This is a genomic window from Streptomyces sp. NPDC107522 (assembly GCF_055657525.1).
Genome location: NZ_JBVKAU010000014.1, coordinates 70552 through 86712 on the forward strand (window position 1 = coordinate 70552; position 16161 = coordinate 86712).

Below are 16161 nucleotides of genomic sequence, written 5' to 3' on the forward strand. Positions count from 1 at the left end.
CATGCCGACGATCGACATCCTCCTGCCCGGATTCGCCATCGACACCGACCAGGGCTATCCCGCCTTCTGCGGGGTGTTCCTGGTCCAAGGGCGGGATGCCGCCGGACGCCCGCGGAACGTCCTCGTCGACGCCGCGCACGTCGGACGCCGCCCCTTCCTGTGGCAGGCGCTCGCCACACGCGGCCTGACCGCCGACGACATCGACACCGTGGTCCTCACCCACGCCCACTGGGACCACGTACAGAACATCGACCTGTTCCCGCGGGCCACCCTGGTGCTGCACGCCGACGAGCGCCGGTACGCCCACACCCCGCATGCCAACGACTGGGCCACGCCCGCCTGGACCGGGCTGCTGCTGGAGCAGCTCCCCGTCCGTGAGGTCGCCGACGGGGACGAGATCATGCCGGGCGTGCACATCATCGCCCTTCCCGGGCACTCGCCCGGCAGCATCGGCGTGGTGGTCGAGACGGAGGCGGGCCGTGCCACGATCACGGGCGACGCGCTGCACTTCGCGTACGTCGCCAGGACCCGGCGCAATCCGCTCGTCTTCTGGGATGCCGACCAGGCCGCCCGCAGCATCGACCGGGTCCTGGCCGAGTCCGACGTCATCTACCCCGGCCACGACCGCCCCTTCCGGCTCGCCGCGGACGGTGGCATCGACTACCAGGGGCGCTTCGAGCTCACCCTGACCGGACTACGCCCCGACACCCCGGGCCTCGCCTTCGCCGACGGCGCCGCACGGCCGCTGTGGACCATGCCCGGTATTCAGGAGCAGCGCTCCCTGTACGAGAAGAACGCCGGCGAAAGCCGGCGCCGTATCAGCCGGGTCCCGCGGGTGGTGCGTCCGCACGGGGAGGACGCGGGGGCGAAAGAAGCCGGGTGAGGGAGCGGTTGAACCGTTCGAAGAACGCGTCGGGGGCCTCTCGGGGAAAGAAGTGGCCGCCGGGGACGCGAGTCATGCGGAAGCTGCGCACGTACCGCTCCCAGGCCCGCACCGCGCCCGCGTCCACGAGCGGGTCGTCGGTCCCGGCGAAGCCTTCGACGTGCAGCGGCAGCCGGGCCAGTTCGTCGCCCGGGTCGGGCAGCCCCGCCCGGTGGTGGCTGGCGCAGATGCGCAGATCGTCCCGGAGGATCGGCAGCAGCACCCGAAGCCAGTCGTCGCGTTCGAGGAACAGCGGGTCCAGACTGCCGAAGTCCACGAGCAGGCGGGCCAGTTCACGGTCCTCGTACCCGTCGGGCGGCGGCAGCGTCGGCGCCGTATGGGGGGCCGCGTACGCCCCGAGGAACAGCGCTTCCGGGCCGCGGCGGCCCTGGCGCAGACGGGCCGCCGCGAGCGAGAACGCCACCAGGGCGCCCATGCTGTGCCCGTATGCCGCCCAGGGCTCCTCGTCGAGCAGCGGGCCCATCTCCCGCCCGAGGGCCTCGACCACCTCCCCGGCGTCCCGGAGGCGCGGCTCGCGGTAGCGGGCCTCGCGTCCGGGCAACTGCACGGGCAGGACGTCGACGCCGGGCGGGACGCGTGCGGCCCAGGAACCGAAGAACGAGGCGCCCCCGCCCGCATGATGGAAGCAGAACAGCCGCAGCCGGGCGCCCTCCCGGGGCGCCCGGCTCAGGCAGGGCACGGTGGCGCTGGTGGTCATGCGGGGTCCCCGGCCGAGGTACGGGCCAGCCGGTGGCGGGCGCGCAGCACCCGGGCCCGGGCCGAGGCGGCCCGACGTACGCGGCTCGCCGTACCGGCCATCCGCAGCGCCTGCGACAGCAGCCACAGCCGGGTCTCGGCCGCGCGCTCGGGCTCGGCGCCCAGCACGTCGTGTTCGACCAGGCGCAGCCGTGGGACGGTGCGCTGGAGCAGCTCGGCGTCGGAGTGCGGTACCACCTCGTCGCTCCGGCTCGCCGCGTACGCGACCGGGATCCGCAGCCGGGACAGCTCGTCCTCCTCCAGGACCCAGTCGGCGAGGGCGGCCGGGATCCGGTCCGCCGGCGTCCGCATGACGTGGGACAGGGTCGACGTCACCAGGTGTGGCAGTGGCGTGCTGTGCGCGGCCCGGACGAAGAAGTCGCGCACCGGGGCCCCGACGGTGGCCAGGCCCCTGATGCGCTCGTCGTCCAGGGCCTGGCGCAGGGCCAGATGCCCGCCCAGGCTCAGGCCCACGACGCAGGTGCGGGTCGTGTCGGCGGCGCGGCCGAGCAGGTCGACGAGATACATGAGCATGCGTGTGCTGTCCGTTCCGTAGGTGAGTGTGTTCTCGCCGACACCGGGCAGCTCGGTGACCACGACGGCCGCGCCGAACCGGTCGGCGCCCGCCAGGACCGGCGCCCACTGCTCCTTGACGGCGGTGATGCCGCCGAGGACCAGGATGAGCGGAAGCCTGTTGTGCTGGGACAGGCCGGTGGCCCAGCAGGCGAAGCCCTCGCTGCCGAAGGGCAGATCGAGCCGTGAGATGCCGCGCACCCGCTTGCGCCAGCGGTCGAAGGCCGCCACACAGGCGTCCTGTGCCTCGCGGCGGTCCGGGCCGTCGACGTAGGGGAAGCGGGCCATCGTGTAGTAGCGGACCGCGTCCAGGTCGCGGCCGCGCGCCTCGGACGCCATGGCCAGCGACGACCACTCGTGCGTCCAGGCGTCGGGGCCTTTGCCCTGGACATCCTCGCTCAGGTTCCGCAGGACGCGGTGCAGGACATCGCGGGGGATGCCCTGGGCGTGCGCGTGCGGCAGCGCGAACCTCCGCAGTTCGTGCAGGGGGATCATCGGGCCGCTCCCTTCTCTTCCGGGGCAGGTGTGGGGACATCGGAGCTGGGGGGTGTACTGCGGGCCGCGGACGCGTCACCGCGCCCGGGGACGAGACGGGCGAGGCCCGCGCGGATCCGCCTGCCGAGGGCGGGGGAGCAGACCACGTCCAGCTGCGTGTCGAGGAACAGGGCGCGGAAGTGCAGGCAGCCGTCGGGCGTGCGGTCGGGCTCCGGTGTCATCGGCCCGTCACCACCTCGTGCACCTGCCGGAACGTCCGCGCCTGCAACAGCTCGGCCACAGGGACGCGCCGTCCGCTGATGCTCTCCACGACGGTCACCAGCCTCAGCAGGAGCACCGAGTCCCAGTCGGGGAAGTCGTCCAGGGGGCGGTCGAGGTCCTCGGGCAGGACGAACAGGGCGAGTTCCTCCTCCAGGAGGGTGAGGAACTGTTCGGTGTCGGCGAGCGCGGTGGTCATGTCGGGTCTCCGTCTGACGGCCCGAACGCGGCACGCAGCCGCACATGGGCGGGGGCGGGGGCGATGTCGCTGAGGTCGTGCCGGAAGAAGACGGCGTCGGGATCGTCCGGGTCGGTACCGGCGGAGGCGAACCCGTGCTCGGAGTAGAAGGAGGCGAAGGCGGCGTTGCGTGGCGACGGCAGATAGCGGCCGGTCACGGCCGCCGCCCCGGTGTCCCGGGCGAACTCCAGTACCGCGGCGACGCAGGCGCTCTCGATGCCCCGGGAGAACACCCGGCAGCTGAGGGCGAAGTTGTCGATACGCAGGCGCGTTCCGTCGCGGCGCAGGAATACGGCGCCGACCAGGCCGTGGTCGCCGAACCGGTCGCGGGCGCGCACCGCGATCACATGGTGACCGGGCCGCTCCAGCCGCGCCGCCACCTCCGGGGCCTGCAGACGCTCGGTGGCCAGGTGGAACTGGTTGGTGCGCAGGGTGAGTTGGGACACCCGGGAGATCTCGGAGCCGTCCGGAGGGCGCAGGATCACCTCGATGCCGAGCCCGTCGAGGTACTCCTGGTAGGAGTCGAAGTCCGCGCGGAACTCCTGCCGCCGCGCCTCGGTGCGGTAGCGGCCCGTCCGTTCAAGGTCCGCCTCGGTGAGCTCGAACAGGTCGAACCAGCCGTCGGCCAGCAGGGTCGACGGATGCAGGGCCGGTTCCTCGTCGACCCTGACCACGGCGACCTCGGGCAGCTGCTCGCCGACCAGCCCGCATTCGAAGAGGCTGTCGTCGACGAAGACGAAGCTGTCCAGGCCCAGCCCGAGCCGCTCGGCGATGTCCTGCAGATTGTCGTGCTTGGCGTGCCAGTTGGCGTTGACGCACACGAAGTCGTCCTCGCGCAGCACCATCGCCGGGTGCGTGCGCAGCGTCCGACGTACCCCGTCGGCGTCGTTCTTGCTGCTCACCGCGAGCAGCACACCCTGCGAGCCGAGCTGCTTGAGCACCCGCTGGAAGGTCTGGAAGGCCTCGCCCCGCAGCCCTTGGCCGAGTTCGATGCCGTCAGTGCCGTCCTCGCCGAGTACCCCGCCCCACAGTGTGCCGTCGAGGTCCAGCACCAGGCACTTGCGGGTCCGGCCCAGCCGGGCGCGCACGATGTGGGCCGTCTCCCGGGCGTAGGCGGCCAGCAGGGCGTCGGAGAGCCGGGCTCCCGCGTACTGTGCGGTGCGCGGTTCGCACGCCGGTATGCCCTCGCTCAGCAGCGGGTCCAGGTCCACGGTGACGACGCCGGGATGCTCCTCGGCGAGGGCGAGCAGCCCGCCGTTGAACTCCCGCCAGGCCCGGCCGAGCCGGGCCCGGGAGCGCAGATCGACCAACTGGTGGGTATACGAGCGCTGCAGCGGCACCGTGTTGAGGACGAGCAGTCCGCGGCCCGCGCCCTGATGCATGCGCACCGCGCCGGCGATCAGCGGCAGCCGGGCGCGTACGGCGCCTTCGACGTCTTCGGCCCGCCACGGCACCGTGATGTCGCCGAAGACCGTGTACGGGTCGAGGAGACAGAGCGTGACCTGGGGCTCGGCGTCGCCCGTCGGAGCGTCAGGCGGTCGCATCAGGTCTTGCAGATACGACCCGTAGGGGGACACCCGAGCGTCGAGCACGAGCCCGTGCCGGGCCAGTTCGGCGGTGAGCGGAGCCACCAGCGGAGCCACGGTGGACTGGCCGGTGATCGCGACGGGGACGACACTTACGCCGGCGAGGCCCGCGAGGTCCTCCGGGGCCAGCCGGGCAAGTAGCCGGCCTGCGGCCGGGAGGTCGCCCGGGAGCATGCGGGACAGCAGCGGGCGTACCGCCGCGTACTCCGCGGTGAGCTTGCCCGACCGGGACAGCAGGCGCAGGGTGCGCAGCGCCTCCGGGTCGCGCCAGGTGCCGGACGGGCCGCCGGTGGCGGTGTCCGGGAGACGGTCCTCGGTGTGGGTCATGAACGCTCCAGCGCGATACCGGACTTGATCCACTTGCTGGACTCGACGGTGACGACGACGGCGCGGCCCGGGCCGTCCCACTGCCGCAGCAGTTCGGCGAGCTGGACGAACGGCAGCGCGTTGCCGTTGTTGCCGACGTTGCGTACCACGTTGATCCGGCGGGCGTCCGGGGCGGGCATGTCCGCGGAGATGCGGTCGCTCATCCGGCCGGACAGCTGTGGGGGCAGCAGGAAGTCCACCTGGTCGGCGCCCCAGCCCAGGTCGTCGAGGAGGTCCCAGAACATCTGCCGGGCCAGGGCCGGCACACTCTCCTCGATGGCCTTGTAGTCCTCGGCGATCGCCGTGCGGTCGCTGTGCCGGTCGCCGAGTCCGAACCAGTCGATGACCTGGCCGGGCTTCCGGCCCAGGCCCACCAGCCGGTTGAGCACCTGACGGATCTCGATGCCCTGGCCGAGCGACTCGGAGCTGAGCACGGCCGCACCGGCCCCGTCGCCGAAGAGCACGTAGTTGACGAGTTCCGCGGAGGAGCGGCGCCCGGGGTCGAAGTCCGTCTCGAGGTGTTTGGCGCACACGTCGCCGCCGATCACCAGCACGGTGCCGCAGCGCCCGCCGAGCAGCAGGGTGCGGGCCAGGTCCAAGGCCTGCACCGCGCCGGCGCACCCGGACTGGAGCTGGTATGTGGGGACGTTGTCGATGCCGAGCCGGTCGGCCACCAGGTTCACCGTGGCCGGCATCAGGTGGTCGGGGGTGGCCGTGCCCATGACGACGCAGTCGATGTCCTGGGGCTCCAGCCCGGCCTCGGCCAGTGCCTCGTCGGCGGCGGTCGCCGCGATGTCGGCAAGAGTGTGCCGCACCTGACCGGTCGCCAGGTCCATGGCGAAGTACCGGGTGGTGTTGCCGATGAACATCTCGGCCCATGACTCGTCGACCCCGATCAGTTTGGCCAGCGTCGCGAGGTCCACCGGGTCGCCCGGCAGACAGGTACCGACCGAGGCCAGGTACGCGGTGGGAGCGGTCATCAACGGATTCCTTCCGGGGTCGCGGGTACGGGGCCGCCCTCGGCGAGGTGCCGGGCGCGCAGATACCCGTTGAGGTCGCCCACGGTGCGCAGGCTGGCGAGCAGCTCGTCGACCGGGAGCGTGCCGAGTTGCGGCAGCGCCTGCTCGATCCGGGCCTTCAGCTCCACGACCTGGATGGAGTCGAAGCCCAGGTCCTCGTGCAGGCGGGCGTGGTCGGGCACGAGGGCCGGGTCGTGCCCGCCGACCCGGCACACCAACTGCCGTGTCAGGACGGCGAGGGAGTCCGGCGGGTCCCCCGCCGGGGCCGGCGGGCACGATGTCCCGCGGTCCGTACCATGCGGTACCGCGGTGTCCGCGCCAGGGGGGACGGGTGGCGCGGACGGTTCGGGGAGCCCTGGGGCGGCACCGGAGCGCCAGGCGCGGAACGAGTCGTCGAACACGTACGGCGGCAGCCGCCGCGGCGACCGGTCCGCCTCGGCGTACAGTACGTCCCAGTCCGGGGCGAGGCCCGCGCACCACAGCTCGCCGAACAACTGCTGGGGGCGGTGGCCGGGGGCGTTCTCGCCGGGGTGCGCCGCGTGCAGACAGACCGCGCGCCCGCCGGCCGCCCGCAGCCGGGCCAGCAACGGGGTGAGCACCGCACGCGGGCCGATCTCCACCACGTGGGTGACCCCGGTGGCCAGCAGCGCCCCGGCGGCCTCGGCGAATCGGACCGGCTCGGTGATCTGCCGAGCCCAGTAACCGGCGTCCATGCTCTCCGCGTCGGCCAGCTCCCGGCCGTGCACCGTGGAGAAGACCGGCAGGGCCGGGCGGCGCGCAGGCAGGTCCGCGCAGGCGCGACGGAACTCCTCGACCACGGGCCGCATCAGTGGCGAGTGGAAGGCGTGCGAGACGGTGAGGCGCCGGGCGGTCACCCCTCGCTCGGCCAACTGACGCTCGACAAGGGACAGTTCCCCGAGATCGCCGGCGATCACCGTGCTGCGCGGGCCGTTGACGGCGGCGAGGCCGAGCTGCCGCCGCCCCGTCAGCAGCGGCTCCACCTCCGCGGCGTCCAGGCTCACCGAGAGCATCCCGCCGCCCTCGGGCAGGGTCTCCATCAGAGCCCCGCGCCGGGCCACCAGCCGGGCGGCGTCCGCCGTGTCGAGCGCCCCGGCCGCGCAGGCTGCGGCGAACTCGCCGATGCTGTGGCCGATGACGTACGACGGCCGGATCCCGGCATCGATCAGGGTGGCGGCCATCGCGTGCGCCACCGCGAACAGCGCGGGCTGGGCCAGCCCCGCACGGTGGACGTCCGGATCGCCGTCGAGCACCAGGTCGCGCACCGAGCGCCCGACGTGCGGGGCGAGTTCCTTGTCGAGCTCGTCGAAGTGCCGTGCGTAGGCGGGGCATGACCGGTACCAGGACGCCGCCATCCCGGGGTGCTGAGCACCCTGCCCGGTGAACGCGAACGCCACCGACGGCGCCGTGCGGCGCCCCACGTCGCCCTGAGTCGTCTCCTCGCCGTGCTCCGCGGCCTTGCGTAACTCCGCGACCAGTGTGGGCAGATCGGCGGCGGCCACGGCCACCCGGTGCGGGAGCCGGGACTTGACGTGGTTGCTGGTCCAGCACAGCTGGGCCAGCTGGCTTTGCGGGCGGCGGGCCAGGGCGTCGGCCTGGGCGAGCAGATTGGCGCGCAGCCGCTCCGGGGTGCGGGCGGAGACCGTGAACACCCCCGGTGCCCCGGGGCGGGTCCGGGGGACGGCCCGGGGCGCGGAGGCCAGGAGCGCATGGGCGTTGCTGCCGCCCATGCCGAAACTGCTGACCGCGGCGTGCACCGGGCCCGACGGAAGCCGCAGCGGCGACTTGAGCAGAGTCAGCCGGCGCCCGGCCAGGTCGAGCTTGGGGTTCGCGTCGTCCGCGAACCGGCTCGGCGGCACCGTGCGATGGTGCAGCGCCAGGACGGCCTTGACGAGCCCGGCGATACCGGCCGCGCCCTCGGCATGCCCGAAGTTGCTCTTGACCGAGCCCAGCGCGACGCTGCCGCCGCTGCGTCCGCTGGTCAGCTCGCCGAGGGCCTGGGCCTCGATGAAGTCGCCGAGCAGGGTCCCGGTGCCGTGCGCCTCGATGAAGTGGATGTCGTCGGCCGTCACGCCGGCCTGTTGCCACACCGTCTCGATCAGCTGTTGCTGGGCCCAGCGGTTGGGCGCGGTGATTCCGTTGCTGCGCCCGTCCTGGTTCATGCCGGTCTCCTTCAGCACCGCGTACACCGGCTGCCGGTCGGCCACCGCGTCGCTGAGCCTGCGCAGCAGCAGCACCGCCACGCCCTCGGCGCGGCCGATGCCGTCGGCCGAGGCGCTGAACGGCTTGCAGCGGCCGTCCGGTGCGGAGAGGCCGGCCTGGGCGTAGAAGATGTTGATGACCGGCGTCATGATCAAGTTGGTGCCGGCTGCCAGCGCGTGGTCGCACTCGCCCGAGCGCAGGGAGTTCACCGCGAGGTGGACGGCGACGAGCGAGGAGGAGCAGGCCGTGTCCACGGCCATGCTGGGGCCCTTGAGATCGAGGTGGTACGAGACGCGGTTGGCGCCCATGAAGTAGCCGTTGCCGGAGCCGTAGCGGGCGGTGATCCGGTCGTAGTCGGCGAGCTGCAGGTACGCCCACTCGTTGGCCATCACACCGACGAACACGCCGGTGTCGGTGCCGGCCAGATCCTGTGGGGCGATGGCGGCGTCCTCGATCGCCCGCCACGCACACTGCAGCAGCAGCCGCTGTTGGGGGTCCATCGCGGCGGCCTCCCGCGGCGCGATCCCGAAGAAGCCGGGGTCGAAGGCGTCGGGGTCGTGGATGAAGCCGCCGCGCACGGTGTTGGTCCGGCCCGGCGGCCGGGCGCCGGAGGCGCTGCGCGGGCCGTCCGGTACAGCGGCGTGGTAGCGGTCGGCGTCCCAGCGCTGTTCGGGCACGCGGTCGGTGCCGTCCCGGCCGTCCATCAGCAGCGACCAGTACTCCTGGGCGTCCCGGGCTCCGGGGAAACGGCAGTCGAGGCCGACGACCGCGATGGGTTCACGCTCGTTCATGAGGGGGCCTCGCCGTGCTTCGCCCTGCCGGCCAGGCGTGCCGCGAGGTGGTCACCGATGGCGCGCACGGTCGGGAAGTCGTACGCGATGGTGGGGGAGACCGCGAGCTGGTAGTGCTCCTCGATCTCGCCGCAAATGCTGATCGCCGCGACCGAGTCGATGCCGTAGTCGGCGAGCGGCGTGTCCGGGTCGATCTCCTCGGGCGCCTTGTGCAGGTGGAAGGCCACGCGTTCGGTCAGCCACAGTTCGAGGTCCGGGGCGTCGTGGCGCGGCAACGGGTGTTCCCGGGGTTCGGCGGCGAGGGGCGTGCGGGTGTCGGGGACGATGCTCATGACGTGCTTTCCTCTCTGGATCTCAGCTGCGGGTGGACACGACGGTGGTCGGCTCGGCGGCTGCCGGCGTGGTGGGGAGCAGGGCGGCGACCGCGGGCTGAAGGCGCTGGTGCAGGACCGGCAGGGCGCCGGCGAGGAAGAGCTGCCGCATGAGCGTGCGTTGCGTCTTGCCGCTGGTGGTCTTGCGGATCACCCCGGGGCGCACCAGGACCACGCTCGCACTGGGCAGTTGGAACTGACGGCTGACCAGCGCCTGCACGCTCGAGGCCAGGTGGGCCAGGTCCTCCTCGCCGCGTGTGGCCGACCGCAGCTCCTGGACCACGACGACGTGGGCGCGCTCGGCCGCCTCGTCGGCGACCGTGAACACCGCGCCGCCGCCCCGCCGGAACGCGTCCCCGGACTCCTGTACGGCCTGCTCGATGTCCTGTGGGTAGAGGTTGCGGCCGTGCTGGATGAGCATCTCCTTGATCCGTCCGGTGACGTACAGCTCCTCGTCGAGCAGGGCGCCGAGATCGCCGGTGCGGAAGTAGCCCGCCCGGCCGTCCGCGGTCACCGCACGGAAGGTCTCGGCGGTCAGGTCGCTCCGGTTCCAGTAGCCGGCGGCCACCGAGGCGCCGCGCAGCCATATCTCGCCGACCCGGCCACCGGGCAGTACCTGAAGGGTCATCGGGTCCACGATCAGCACTTCGGTGTCCTTCGGCCGACCGCAGCCGACGAGGGTGCGGGTGGGGCGGTCGCTGCGGGCGGGCCGCAGGTCGTCCTGCTCCAGGGCGTGGGCGTCGACGGTGAGTTCGATGTGCGGGGCGTCCGGGTCGCCGCTGGAGACCAGCAGGGTGTTCTCGGCCAGGCCGTAGCAGGGCAGGAGGGCTTTGGGGCGCAGTCCGTTGCCGGCGAATCGGCGGACGAAGGCGCGCAGGGTCTCGGCACGCACCGGCTCGGCCCCGTTGAGCGCCACCCGCAGGCTGGACAGGTCCAGCCCCGCGGACTGCTCCTCGGTGACCCGCCGGACGCACAGCTCGTAGCCGAAGTTGGGCGAGGCGGTGCCCTCGACCCGGTAGTCGTGGATCATTCGCAGCCAGCGGTGCGGCTGCTTGATGAACGCGAGCGGCGACATCTGCACACTGGTGCCGCCCACCCACAGGGGCTGCAGCGTCATGCCGATGAGCCCCATGTCGTGGTACAGCGGCAGCCAGCTCCCGGCCACGACCCCCTCCGGGGTCGCCATCGCGGTGCGGATGGCCTCCTCGTTGGCGGCGAGGTTGGCATGCGTGACCATGACGCCCTTGGGCTCGCTCGTGGAACCCGAGCTGTACTGCAGGAAGGCCACATCGGTGGCGCGGACCCGAGGCGGGGTCCACAGGTCGGGATCGGTGTCGGCCTCGTCGTCCCCGCCCGTCGACAGGCATGCCACGTCGTGCTCCCCGGCGGCGGCCAGCCAGGCGCCGATGGGCTGCCGGTACTGAGGAAGCGTCAGCACCGCACCCACCTTGGCATCCCGCAGGATGCCGCTGACGCGGGCCAGCCGCTCGCCGGGTTCGTCGGGCAGCGGTGCCGGGATGGCCGTACGCCCGGCGTAGAAGCAGCCCAGGAAGGCCGTGACGAAGTCCAGCGTGGGCGGGTAGAGCAGCAGGACCGGGCGGGACCCGTCGCCCCGCGACGCGTGCCGCAGGCGGGTGGCCACGAGTCGCGCTCGCCGGTCCAGTTCCGCGTAGCTGAGCTCTTCGGGCCGCATGTCCTGACCGTCCTGGTGCAGGTACACGAACGCGGCACGTTCGGGATGGCGGTCGACGCCGGCGCGTACGGCGTCCGCCAACGTTCGGTGCTGAGGCTGGTGCGGCACAGGCTGTGTCCTTTCCGCGGTCGGTGACGGTAGCGGTGCGGAACGTTCCGGAGGCACGGGATGCCATCCGAGGGCTTCAGCCTTGAGGCGTCACGAAAAGGAGGCGTAAAGCGGCAATTGGTGAGCACGTCGCAGGTTTGGCGTTCTCCGGATGGCCGTGGGACGAGCCGGTACAACGGTGGGTGCGTGACGCGACGCAGCGCGTGGTGGCACGCGGTGCCTGCGATGGGTGGCGAAGGAGGTCGTCGTGGTCGATCACCGTGCACCGGCCGGCGGGGAGCCGCTGGGCGTCTCGGCGGGGAGCGGCCCGTGGCCGGTGGTGCGTGAGGCCGTGATGCGGCACGGCTATGCCGTCTGCCACGGACGACTCGCCGACTGGGGGAATGTACCGAGCCCGTGCCCGCGTGAGCTGCTCGGCGCCGACTGGCCCCGCTACCGCACCGCTCGCGAACCAGCCGTCCGGGCACGGCTGTCGGGTTCCCGGCTGATGCTGCGTCACATGGTGGCCGCCGTGAGCGGCACGGAACCGGGCCGGGTGGTGATGGACCGCGACAGCCGTGGGCGGCCGGTCCTGCATGAACCCGCCGGGCTCGACGTGGGCATCAGCCACACGGCAGGGGTGCTGGTGGTCGGTGTCGCTCGCCGCCGCCGGATCGGGGTGGACGTGGAGGCGTGGGACCGGTCGCTGCTGACGCCCGGGCTCGCCGAGAAGTTCTGTCATCCGCGGGAGCTGGCGGAGCTGGCCGCACTGCCGCCCGCCGAGCGGAACCGCGGGCTGGTGCGTCTGTGGACGCTTAAGGAGGCCTATGTGAAGGCACTCGGCGTCGGGTTGACCCAGGATCTCTCGCGGCTGCGTGTGCGTCCCGCCCCGGATGGCGCGGGTTGGTGGCTGGGCCCGGCCGCGCCAGGGTGGCGTCTGCGCTGTGATCTCGTCACGGGGGAGTACGTCGTTGCGTGTGCGCTGGGCCCGGACGACTGCGGGAGCTGGGGCAGACTCGCCGTTCCAGCGGCCGGCTGACGGCGGATCAAGAAGCGGCAGCAATCGAGTCAATGATGTTTCGATACACCGTTGACTCGATTGGGCGGCGGGTCTAGCGTCGGCCTCACACGGCACGCGCACGGCATCCCGATCACGCAGCACCCTCTTCTTCCGAGGAGCGGAAACCGTGACATCCCAGCCTCGCCTCACCCTCGCCGACCAGACGTCCCAGCCCGCGCACCCGCACCGGTGGCGCGTCCTCGCGGTGCTGCTGGTCAGCCTTCTCCTGGTCGTCCTGGACACGTCGATCCTGAACGTGGCGCTGAAGACCCTCGCCGAACCGGCGCCCGTGGGCCTCGGGGCCTCACAGAGCGAACTTCAGTGGGCGATCGACTCCTACACCCTCGTCTTCGCCGCCCTGCTGTTCACCACCGGCGTGCTTGCCGACCGCTGGGGGCGCAAACGCACCCTGCTGGCCGGCCTGTTCGTCTTCGGTGGCTGTTCGCTGTGGTCCGCCTACGCGCACTCCGCCGGCGAACTGGTCGTCGCCCGGGCAGGACTGGGCATCGGGGGCGCACTGGTCCTGCCCGCGACCCTGGCGATCATCATGGCCGTCTTCCCGCCCGCCGAACGCGCGAAGGCCATCGGCATCTGGGCCGGTGCCGCCGGACTGGCCGTCGCCCTCGGACCCATCACCGGTGGGGCGTTGCTCGAGCACTTCTGGTGGGGCTCGGTGTTCCTGATCAACCTGCCCATCGGCCTGATCGGCGTCATCGCCGTGCTGTACGTGGTGCCCGAGTCCAGGGACCCCGGACGCGGCGGCTTCGACCCGGTCGGCGTCGCCCTGTCCATCGCGGGCCTGACCTCTCTCGTGTACGGCGTGATCAAGGGCGGTGAGACGGACGACTGGGCGGACGCCGCGGTGTGGGGGCCGGTCCTCGGCGGCCTCGCCGTCCTTGGCCTGTTCGCCCTGTGGGAGCGGCGCAGCAGGCGCCCGGCGCTCGACCTCGCCCTGTTCACCAGCCGCCGGTTCTCGGTCGCGGTGACCGTCATCGCCCTGGTCTTCTTCGCCCTGCTCGGCGCCACCTTCTTCCTGGTCTTCTACCTCCAGAGCGTGCGCGGCTGGACCCCGTTGGAAGCCGGGTGCCTGCTGCTCCCCCTGGCCGTGGCCCAGTTGGCGTGCTCGCCGGCCGCCACGCTCGCCGCCAAACGGATCGGATTCCGGCCGGTGTGCTCCGCCGGGCTGCTGCTCACCTCGCTCGCCTTCCTCGCCGTGGCCACCGTCGACGAGCACACCGAGGTATGGGTGATCGAGACCGTCCTCTTCGCCATGGGCGTCGGCATCGCCGGTGTCATGCCACCCGCGACGTCGGCCGCGATGTCCGCCGTCTCCCAGGACCGAGCGGGCACGGGTTCCGCGGTCAGCACCACCTTCCGTCAGGTGGGCGGCGCCCTCGGGGTCGCGGTCCTGGGCTCGGTGCTCTCCGTCGCCTACCGCTCCCGCATCCAGGACCACCTCCCGCCGCTGCCCGCCCCGGTCCGCGACACGGCGGACGACTCCGTGGCGACCACCCTCACCGTGGCCGAGGAGCTGGGTCCGCGCGGGGCCGCACTCGCGGCCCGGGCCGCCGACGCGTTCGTCACGGCCATGCATCTGACGGCGCTTGTCGCCGCCGGCGTCACCTTCCTCGGCGCCGCCCTCGCCCTGCTGCTCCTGCCTGCCCGCACGGCTGCCGAGAGGTCCGGCGCCGAGGGGGCGGCCACCAGAGAAGTCCACACCACGGAGGTCTGATCCGCATGCCGCCACACGACGTCGATCAGTCGGCGGCCGCCCCGGGGCACACCCCCCGGGGCGGCCGCCAGCGCGATCCCGCCGCCGACCGGGCGATTCTGGACAGCACCCTGGGTCTGCTCGGCGACGGGTGCAGTTTCGGCGACCTGTCCATGGACATGGTCGCCCAGCGGGCGGGCGTCGCCCGCGCCACCATCTACCGCCGCTGGCGCAACAAGGAGGAACTGGTGCTCGCCGCGCTGGGCAGTCTGGACCTGCCCGTGCCGCCGCTGGACGGCCTCAGCCTGCGGGACAAGCTGGTGACCCTCGTGGACCAGCTGCGGCACCGGGGCCAGGACACCAATCTGCACCGGCTGATCGGCAGCCTGCTCGGCGAAGCGGTGCGCCGCCCCCAGCTGGTGGAGCGGTTCGAGAACACCGTCACCGCCGCACGGGGCGAGGCCCTGCTGCGGACCCTGCGGGAAGGTGTCGACAGCGGCGAACTGCGCGCCGACCTCAACCCGGACGACGCCGTCGAGCTGCTCACCGGACCGATGGCCGCCCGGCTGATCCTCAGACAACGCCCCGTGGAGTCCGCGGCGTTCGCCGAGACGATCGTCGACACGTTCCTGAACGGAACCCGTACGACCCGTGCCGGGACGTGCCCCGGCACGGCACCGGAGCACCTCCCACCAGCTTGAGGAGCCGCAGCCATGAAATTCCTCTTCGACGACCTCGCCTTCGACTACCAGGCGCTGCGCACCGCCGGCTACGCCGATTACGGCGGTGCGCAGCTCGGCGAGGTCATCACGATCGCCTCCCACGTCCCCGACGGCGACACCGAAGCGTGGCGGAACGCGTGGACGCAGCTCGCCGACCGCACCCGGCGGCTGGCCACAGCGGCCGTCGGCCAGGGACGGACGGACGACGCCCGTGCCGCCCTGCTGCGCGCGCACAACTACTACCGGACGGCCGAGTTCTTCCAGCGGGACGACCCACAGGACCTGGAAGCCCGGCGGCTGATGCGGCTGTCCCAGGAGACCTTCGCCGACGCGGCCGAACTCATGGAGCGTCCGCCCGAGTTCATCCGCATTCCCTATGAGGACACCTCGCTGCCCGGCTACTTCTACCGGGCGGACGACTCGGGCGAGCCGCGGCCGACGCTCATCCACCACGGCGGCCTCGACTCCACGGTCGAAGAGGGCTACTTCTTCGTGGCCGCCGCGGCCCTCGCCCACGGCTACCACTGCCTGTGCTTCGAGGGACCCGGGCAGGGCTCGGTCCTGCGCGACCAGGGACTGGTGTTCCGGCCCGACTGGGAGAACGTCGTCACCCCGGTCGTGGACCACGCGCTGACCCTGCCGGGCGTGGACCCCGAGCGCCTGGCACTGGTCGGGACGAGCCTCGGCGGGCTGCTCGCCGTACGGGCCGCCGCGTTCGAGCACCGGCTGGCCGGCTGCGTGGCCCACGACGCGGTCTGGCAGCTCGGTGACGTCGTGGCGCTGCCGCCGTTCGTGCTGGAGTGGGTCGACCACGGGTGCGACGACTTCGCCAACCCGGTGATGTGGGGGATCGCCGCCCAGCAGACCTTCACCCGCTGGCTGCTGCGGCACGCGATGTGGACCTTCGGCGCGGACACTCCCGCCCAGCTGCTGCGCACGATGCCCGCGTTCGGGCTCTCCGAGGTCATCGGTGAGGTGCGCTGCCCGGTCCTCGTCCTGGACGCCGAGGAGGACCTGTTCTTCGCCGGCCTGGAGCATGCGAAGAAGGTGTACACGGGGCTGAACTGCCCCAAGACGCTGCACGTGTTCACGGCGGACGAGGGCGGTGGGGCGCACTGCCACTCCGGTGCCATGCGACTCTTCCACGATCGGCTCTTCTCGTGGCTGGCGGAGACCGTGGAGGCGAAACAGGTGCCCGCGGTGGCCTGACGGCGGCGGGAAACCGTGACCCGACCTGTTCGCACAGCCCGGCCCGCCTCCCCATGGGCCGGGCTGTGCGTCGAATGCGGGCCG

At 72.4% G+C, this 16161-nt stretch carries 14 protein-coding genes; 5 read left to right on the top strand and 9 right to left on the bottom strand.

Annotation, left to right across the window (positions count from 1 at the left end; all coding sequences use genetic code 11):
- The first annotated feature begins 1 nt into the window (after position 1).
- Positions 2 to 883 (top strand): MBL fold metallo-hydrolase, encoded by an 882-nt coding sequence (locus tag ACZ7L6_RS33080; protein ID WP_471930308.1) that lies wholly within the window; start codon positions 2 to 4, stop codon positions 881 to 883.
- On the opposite strand, the gene ACZ7L6_RS33085 is transcribed toward ACZ7L6_RS33080, so the two are convergent.
- From ACZ7L6_RS33085 to ACZ7L6_RS33125, 9 genes are read right to left on the bottom strand one after another with little or no spacing between them, the layout of a single operon-like run.
- Positions 819 to 1640: a thioesterase II family protein gene (locus ACZ7L6_RS33085; protein WP_471930310.1), complete on the bottom strand. Its 822-nt coding sequence runs from the start codon at positions 1638 to 1640 to the stop codon at positions 819 to 821. The two genes, ACZ7L6_RS33080 and ACZ7L6_RS33085, sit on opposite strands and share 65 nt — an antisense overlap.
- The gene (locus ACZ7L6_RS33090; protein WP_471930312.1) at positions 1637 to 2746 is read right to left on the bottom strand and encodes an alpha/beta fold hydrolase; all 1110 of its coding nucleotides are present in this window, start codon (positions 2744 to 2746) and stop codon (positions 1637 to 1639) included. Before ACZ7L6_RS33090 ends, ACZ7L6_RS33085 begins: the two co-directional genes overlap by 4 nt.
- Positions 2743 to 2967: a hypothetical protein gene (locus ACZ7L6_RS33095; RefSeq protein WP_471930314.1), complete on the bottom strand. Its 225-nt coding sequence runs from the start codon at positions 2965 to 2967 to the stop codon at positions 2743 to 2745. Before ACZ7L6_RS33095 ends, ACZ7L6_RS33090 begins: the two co-directional genes overlap by 4 nt.
- On the bottom strand, positions 2964 to 3203 hold the full coding sequence (locus ACZ7L6_RS33100; protein WP_471930316.1) for an acyl carrier protein: 240 nt from the start codon (positions 3201 to 3203) through the stop codon (positions 2964 to 2966). The genes ACZ7L6_RS33095 and ACZ7L6_RS33100 overlap by 4 nt, the downstream gene beginning before the upstream one ends.
- The gene (locus tag ACZ7L6_RS33105; RefSeq protein WP_471930318.1) at positions 3200 to 5155 is read right to left on the bottom strand and encodes an HAD-IIIC family phosphatase; all 1956 of its coding nucleotides are present in this window, start codon (positions 5153 to 5155) and stop codon (positions 3200 to 3202) included. The genes ACZ7L6_RS33100 and ACZ7L6_RS33105 overlap by 4 nt, the downstream gene beginning before the upstream one ends.
- The gene (locus ACZ7L6_RS33110; protein ID WP_471930320.1) at positions 5152 to 6174 is read right to left on the bottom strand and encodes a 3-oxoacyl-ACP synthase III family protein; all 1023 of its coding nucleotides are present in this window, start codon (positions 6172 to 6174) and stop codon (positions 5152 to 5154) included. The genes ACZ7L6_RS33105 and ACZ7L6_RS33110 overlap by 4 nt, the downstream gene beginning before the upstream one ends.
- Positions 6174 to 9224 (bottom strand): type I polyketide synthase, encoded by a 3051-nt coding sequence (locus tag ACZ7L6_RS33115; RefSeq protein ID WP_471930322.1) that lies wholly within the window; start codon positions 9222 to 9224, stop codon positions 6174 to 6176. Before ACZ7L6_RS33115 ends, ACZ7L6_RS33110 begins: the two co-directional genes overlap by 1 nt.
- Positions 9221 to 9556, bottom strand: coding sequence for an acyl carrier protein (locus tag ACZ7L6_RS33120; protein WP_471930324.1), 336 nt, complete (start codon positions 9554 to 9556; stop codon positions 9221 to 9223). The genes ACZ7L6_RS33115 and ACZ7L6_RS33120 overlap by 4 nt, the downstream gene beginning before the upstream one ends.
- 22 nt (positions 9557 to 9578) lie before the next feature.
- Positions 9579 to 11396 carry a fatty acyl-AMP ligase gene (locus ACZ7L6_RS33125; RefSeq protein WP_471930326.1) on the bottom strand — a complete coding sequence of 606 codons (1818 nt, stop codon included), beginning with the start codon at positions 11394 to 11396 and terminating at the stop codon, positions 9579 to 9581.
- Between the two features lie 247 nt (positions 11397 to 11643).
- On the opposite strand from ACZ7L6_RS33125, the gene ACZ7L6_RS33130 reads away from it, so the two are divergent.
- The 4 genes from ACZ7L6_RS33130 to ACZ7L6_RS33145 all read left to right on the top strand — a co-directional run bounded on the left by ACZ7L6_RS33130 (position 11644) and on the right by ACZ7L6_RS33145 (position 16077).
- Positions 11644 to 12414 (top strand): 4'-phosphopantetheinyl transferase family protein, encoded by a 771-nt coding sequence (locus ACZ7L6_RS33130; RefSeq protein WP_471930328.1) that lies wholly within the window; start codon positions 11644 to 11646, stop codon positions 12412 to 12414.
- Between the two features lie 148 nt (positions 12415 to 12562).
- Positions 12563 to 14167 (top strand): DHA2 family efflux MFS transporter permease subunit, encoded by a 1605-nt coding sequence (locus ACZ7L6_RS33135; protein ID WP_471930330.1) that lies wholly within the window; start codon positions 12563 to 12565, stop codon positions 14165 to 14167.
- A 5-nt stretch (positions 14168 to 14172) separates the two neighbouring features.
- Positions 14173 to 14847, top strand: coding sequence for a TetR/AcrR family transcriptional regulator (locus ACZ7L6_RS33140; protein ID WP_471930332.1), 675 nt, complete (start codon positions 14173 to 14175; stop codon positions 14845 to 14847).
- Positions 14848 to 14859: 12 nt separating this feature from the next.
- A complete protein-coding gene (locus ACZ7L6_RS33145; protein WP_471930334.1) occupies positions 14860 to 16077 on the top strand; it encodes an alpha/beta hydrolase family protein in 1218 nt (405 codons plus the stop codon).
- The last annotated feature ends 84 nt before the right edge of the window (positions 16078 to 16161 follow it).

Coding starts and splice junctions, on each gene's coding strand:
- ACZ7L6_RS33090 (WP_471930312.1), bottom strand. CDS start 2,746: ATGATCCCCCTGCACGAACTGCGGAGGTTCGCGCTGCCGCACGCGCAC.
- ACZ7L6_RS33120 (WP_471930324.1), bottom strand. CDS start 9,556: ATGAGCATCGTCCCCGACACCCGCACGCCCCTCGCCGCCGAACCCCGG.
- ACZ7L6_RS33105 (WP_471930318.1), bottom strand. CDS start 5,155: ATGACCCACACCGAGGACCGTCTCCCGGACACCGCCACCGGCGGCCCG.
- ACZ7L6_RS33115 (WP_471930322.1), bottom strand. CDS start 9,224: ATGAACGAGCGTGAACCCATCGCGGTCGTCGGCCTCGACTGCCGTTTC.
- ACZ7L6_RS33145 (WP_471930334.1), top strand. CDS start 14,860: ATGAAATTCCTCTTCGACGACCTCGCCTTCGACTACCAGGCGCTGCGC.
- ACZ7L6_RS33110 (WP_471930320.1), bottom strand. CDS start 6,174: ATGACCGCTCCCACCGCGTACCTGGCCTCGGTCGGTACCTGTCTGCCG.
- ACZ7L6_RS33080 (WP_471930308.1), top strand. CDS start 2: ATGCCGACGATCGACATCCTCCTGCCCGGATTCGCCATCGACACCGAC.
- ACZ7L6_RS33140 (WP_471930332.1), top strand. CDS start 14,173: ATGCCGCCACACGACGTCGATCAGTCGGCGGCCGCCCCGGGGCACACC.
- ACZ7L6_RS33095 (WP_471930314.1), bottom strand. CDS start 2,967: ATGACACCGGAGCCCGACCGCACGCCCGACGGCTGCCTGCACTTCCGC.
- ACZ7L6_RS33100 (WP_471930316.1), bottom strand. CDS start 3,203: ATGACCACCGCGCTCGCCGACACCGAACAGTTCCTCACCCTCCTGGAG.
- ACZ7L6_RS33085 (WP_471930310.1), bottom strand. CDS start 1,640: ATGACCACCAGCGCCACCGTGCCCTGCCTGAGCCGGGCGCCCCGGGAG.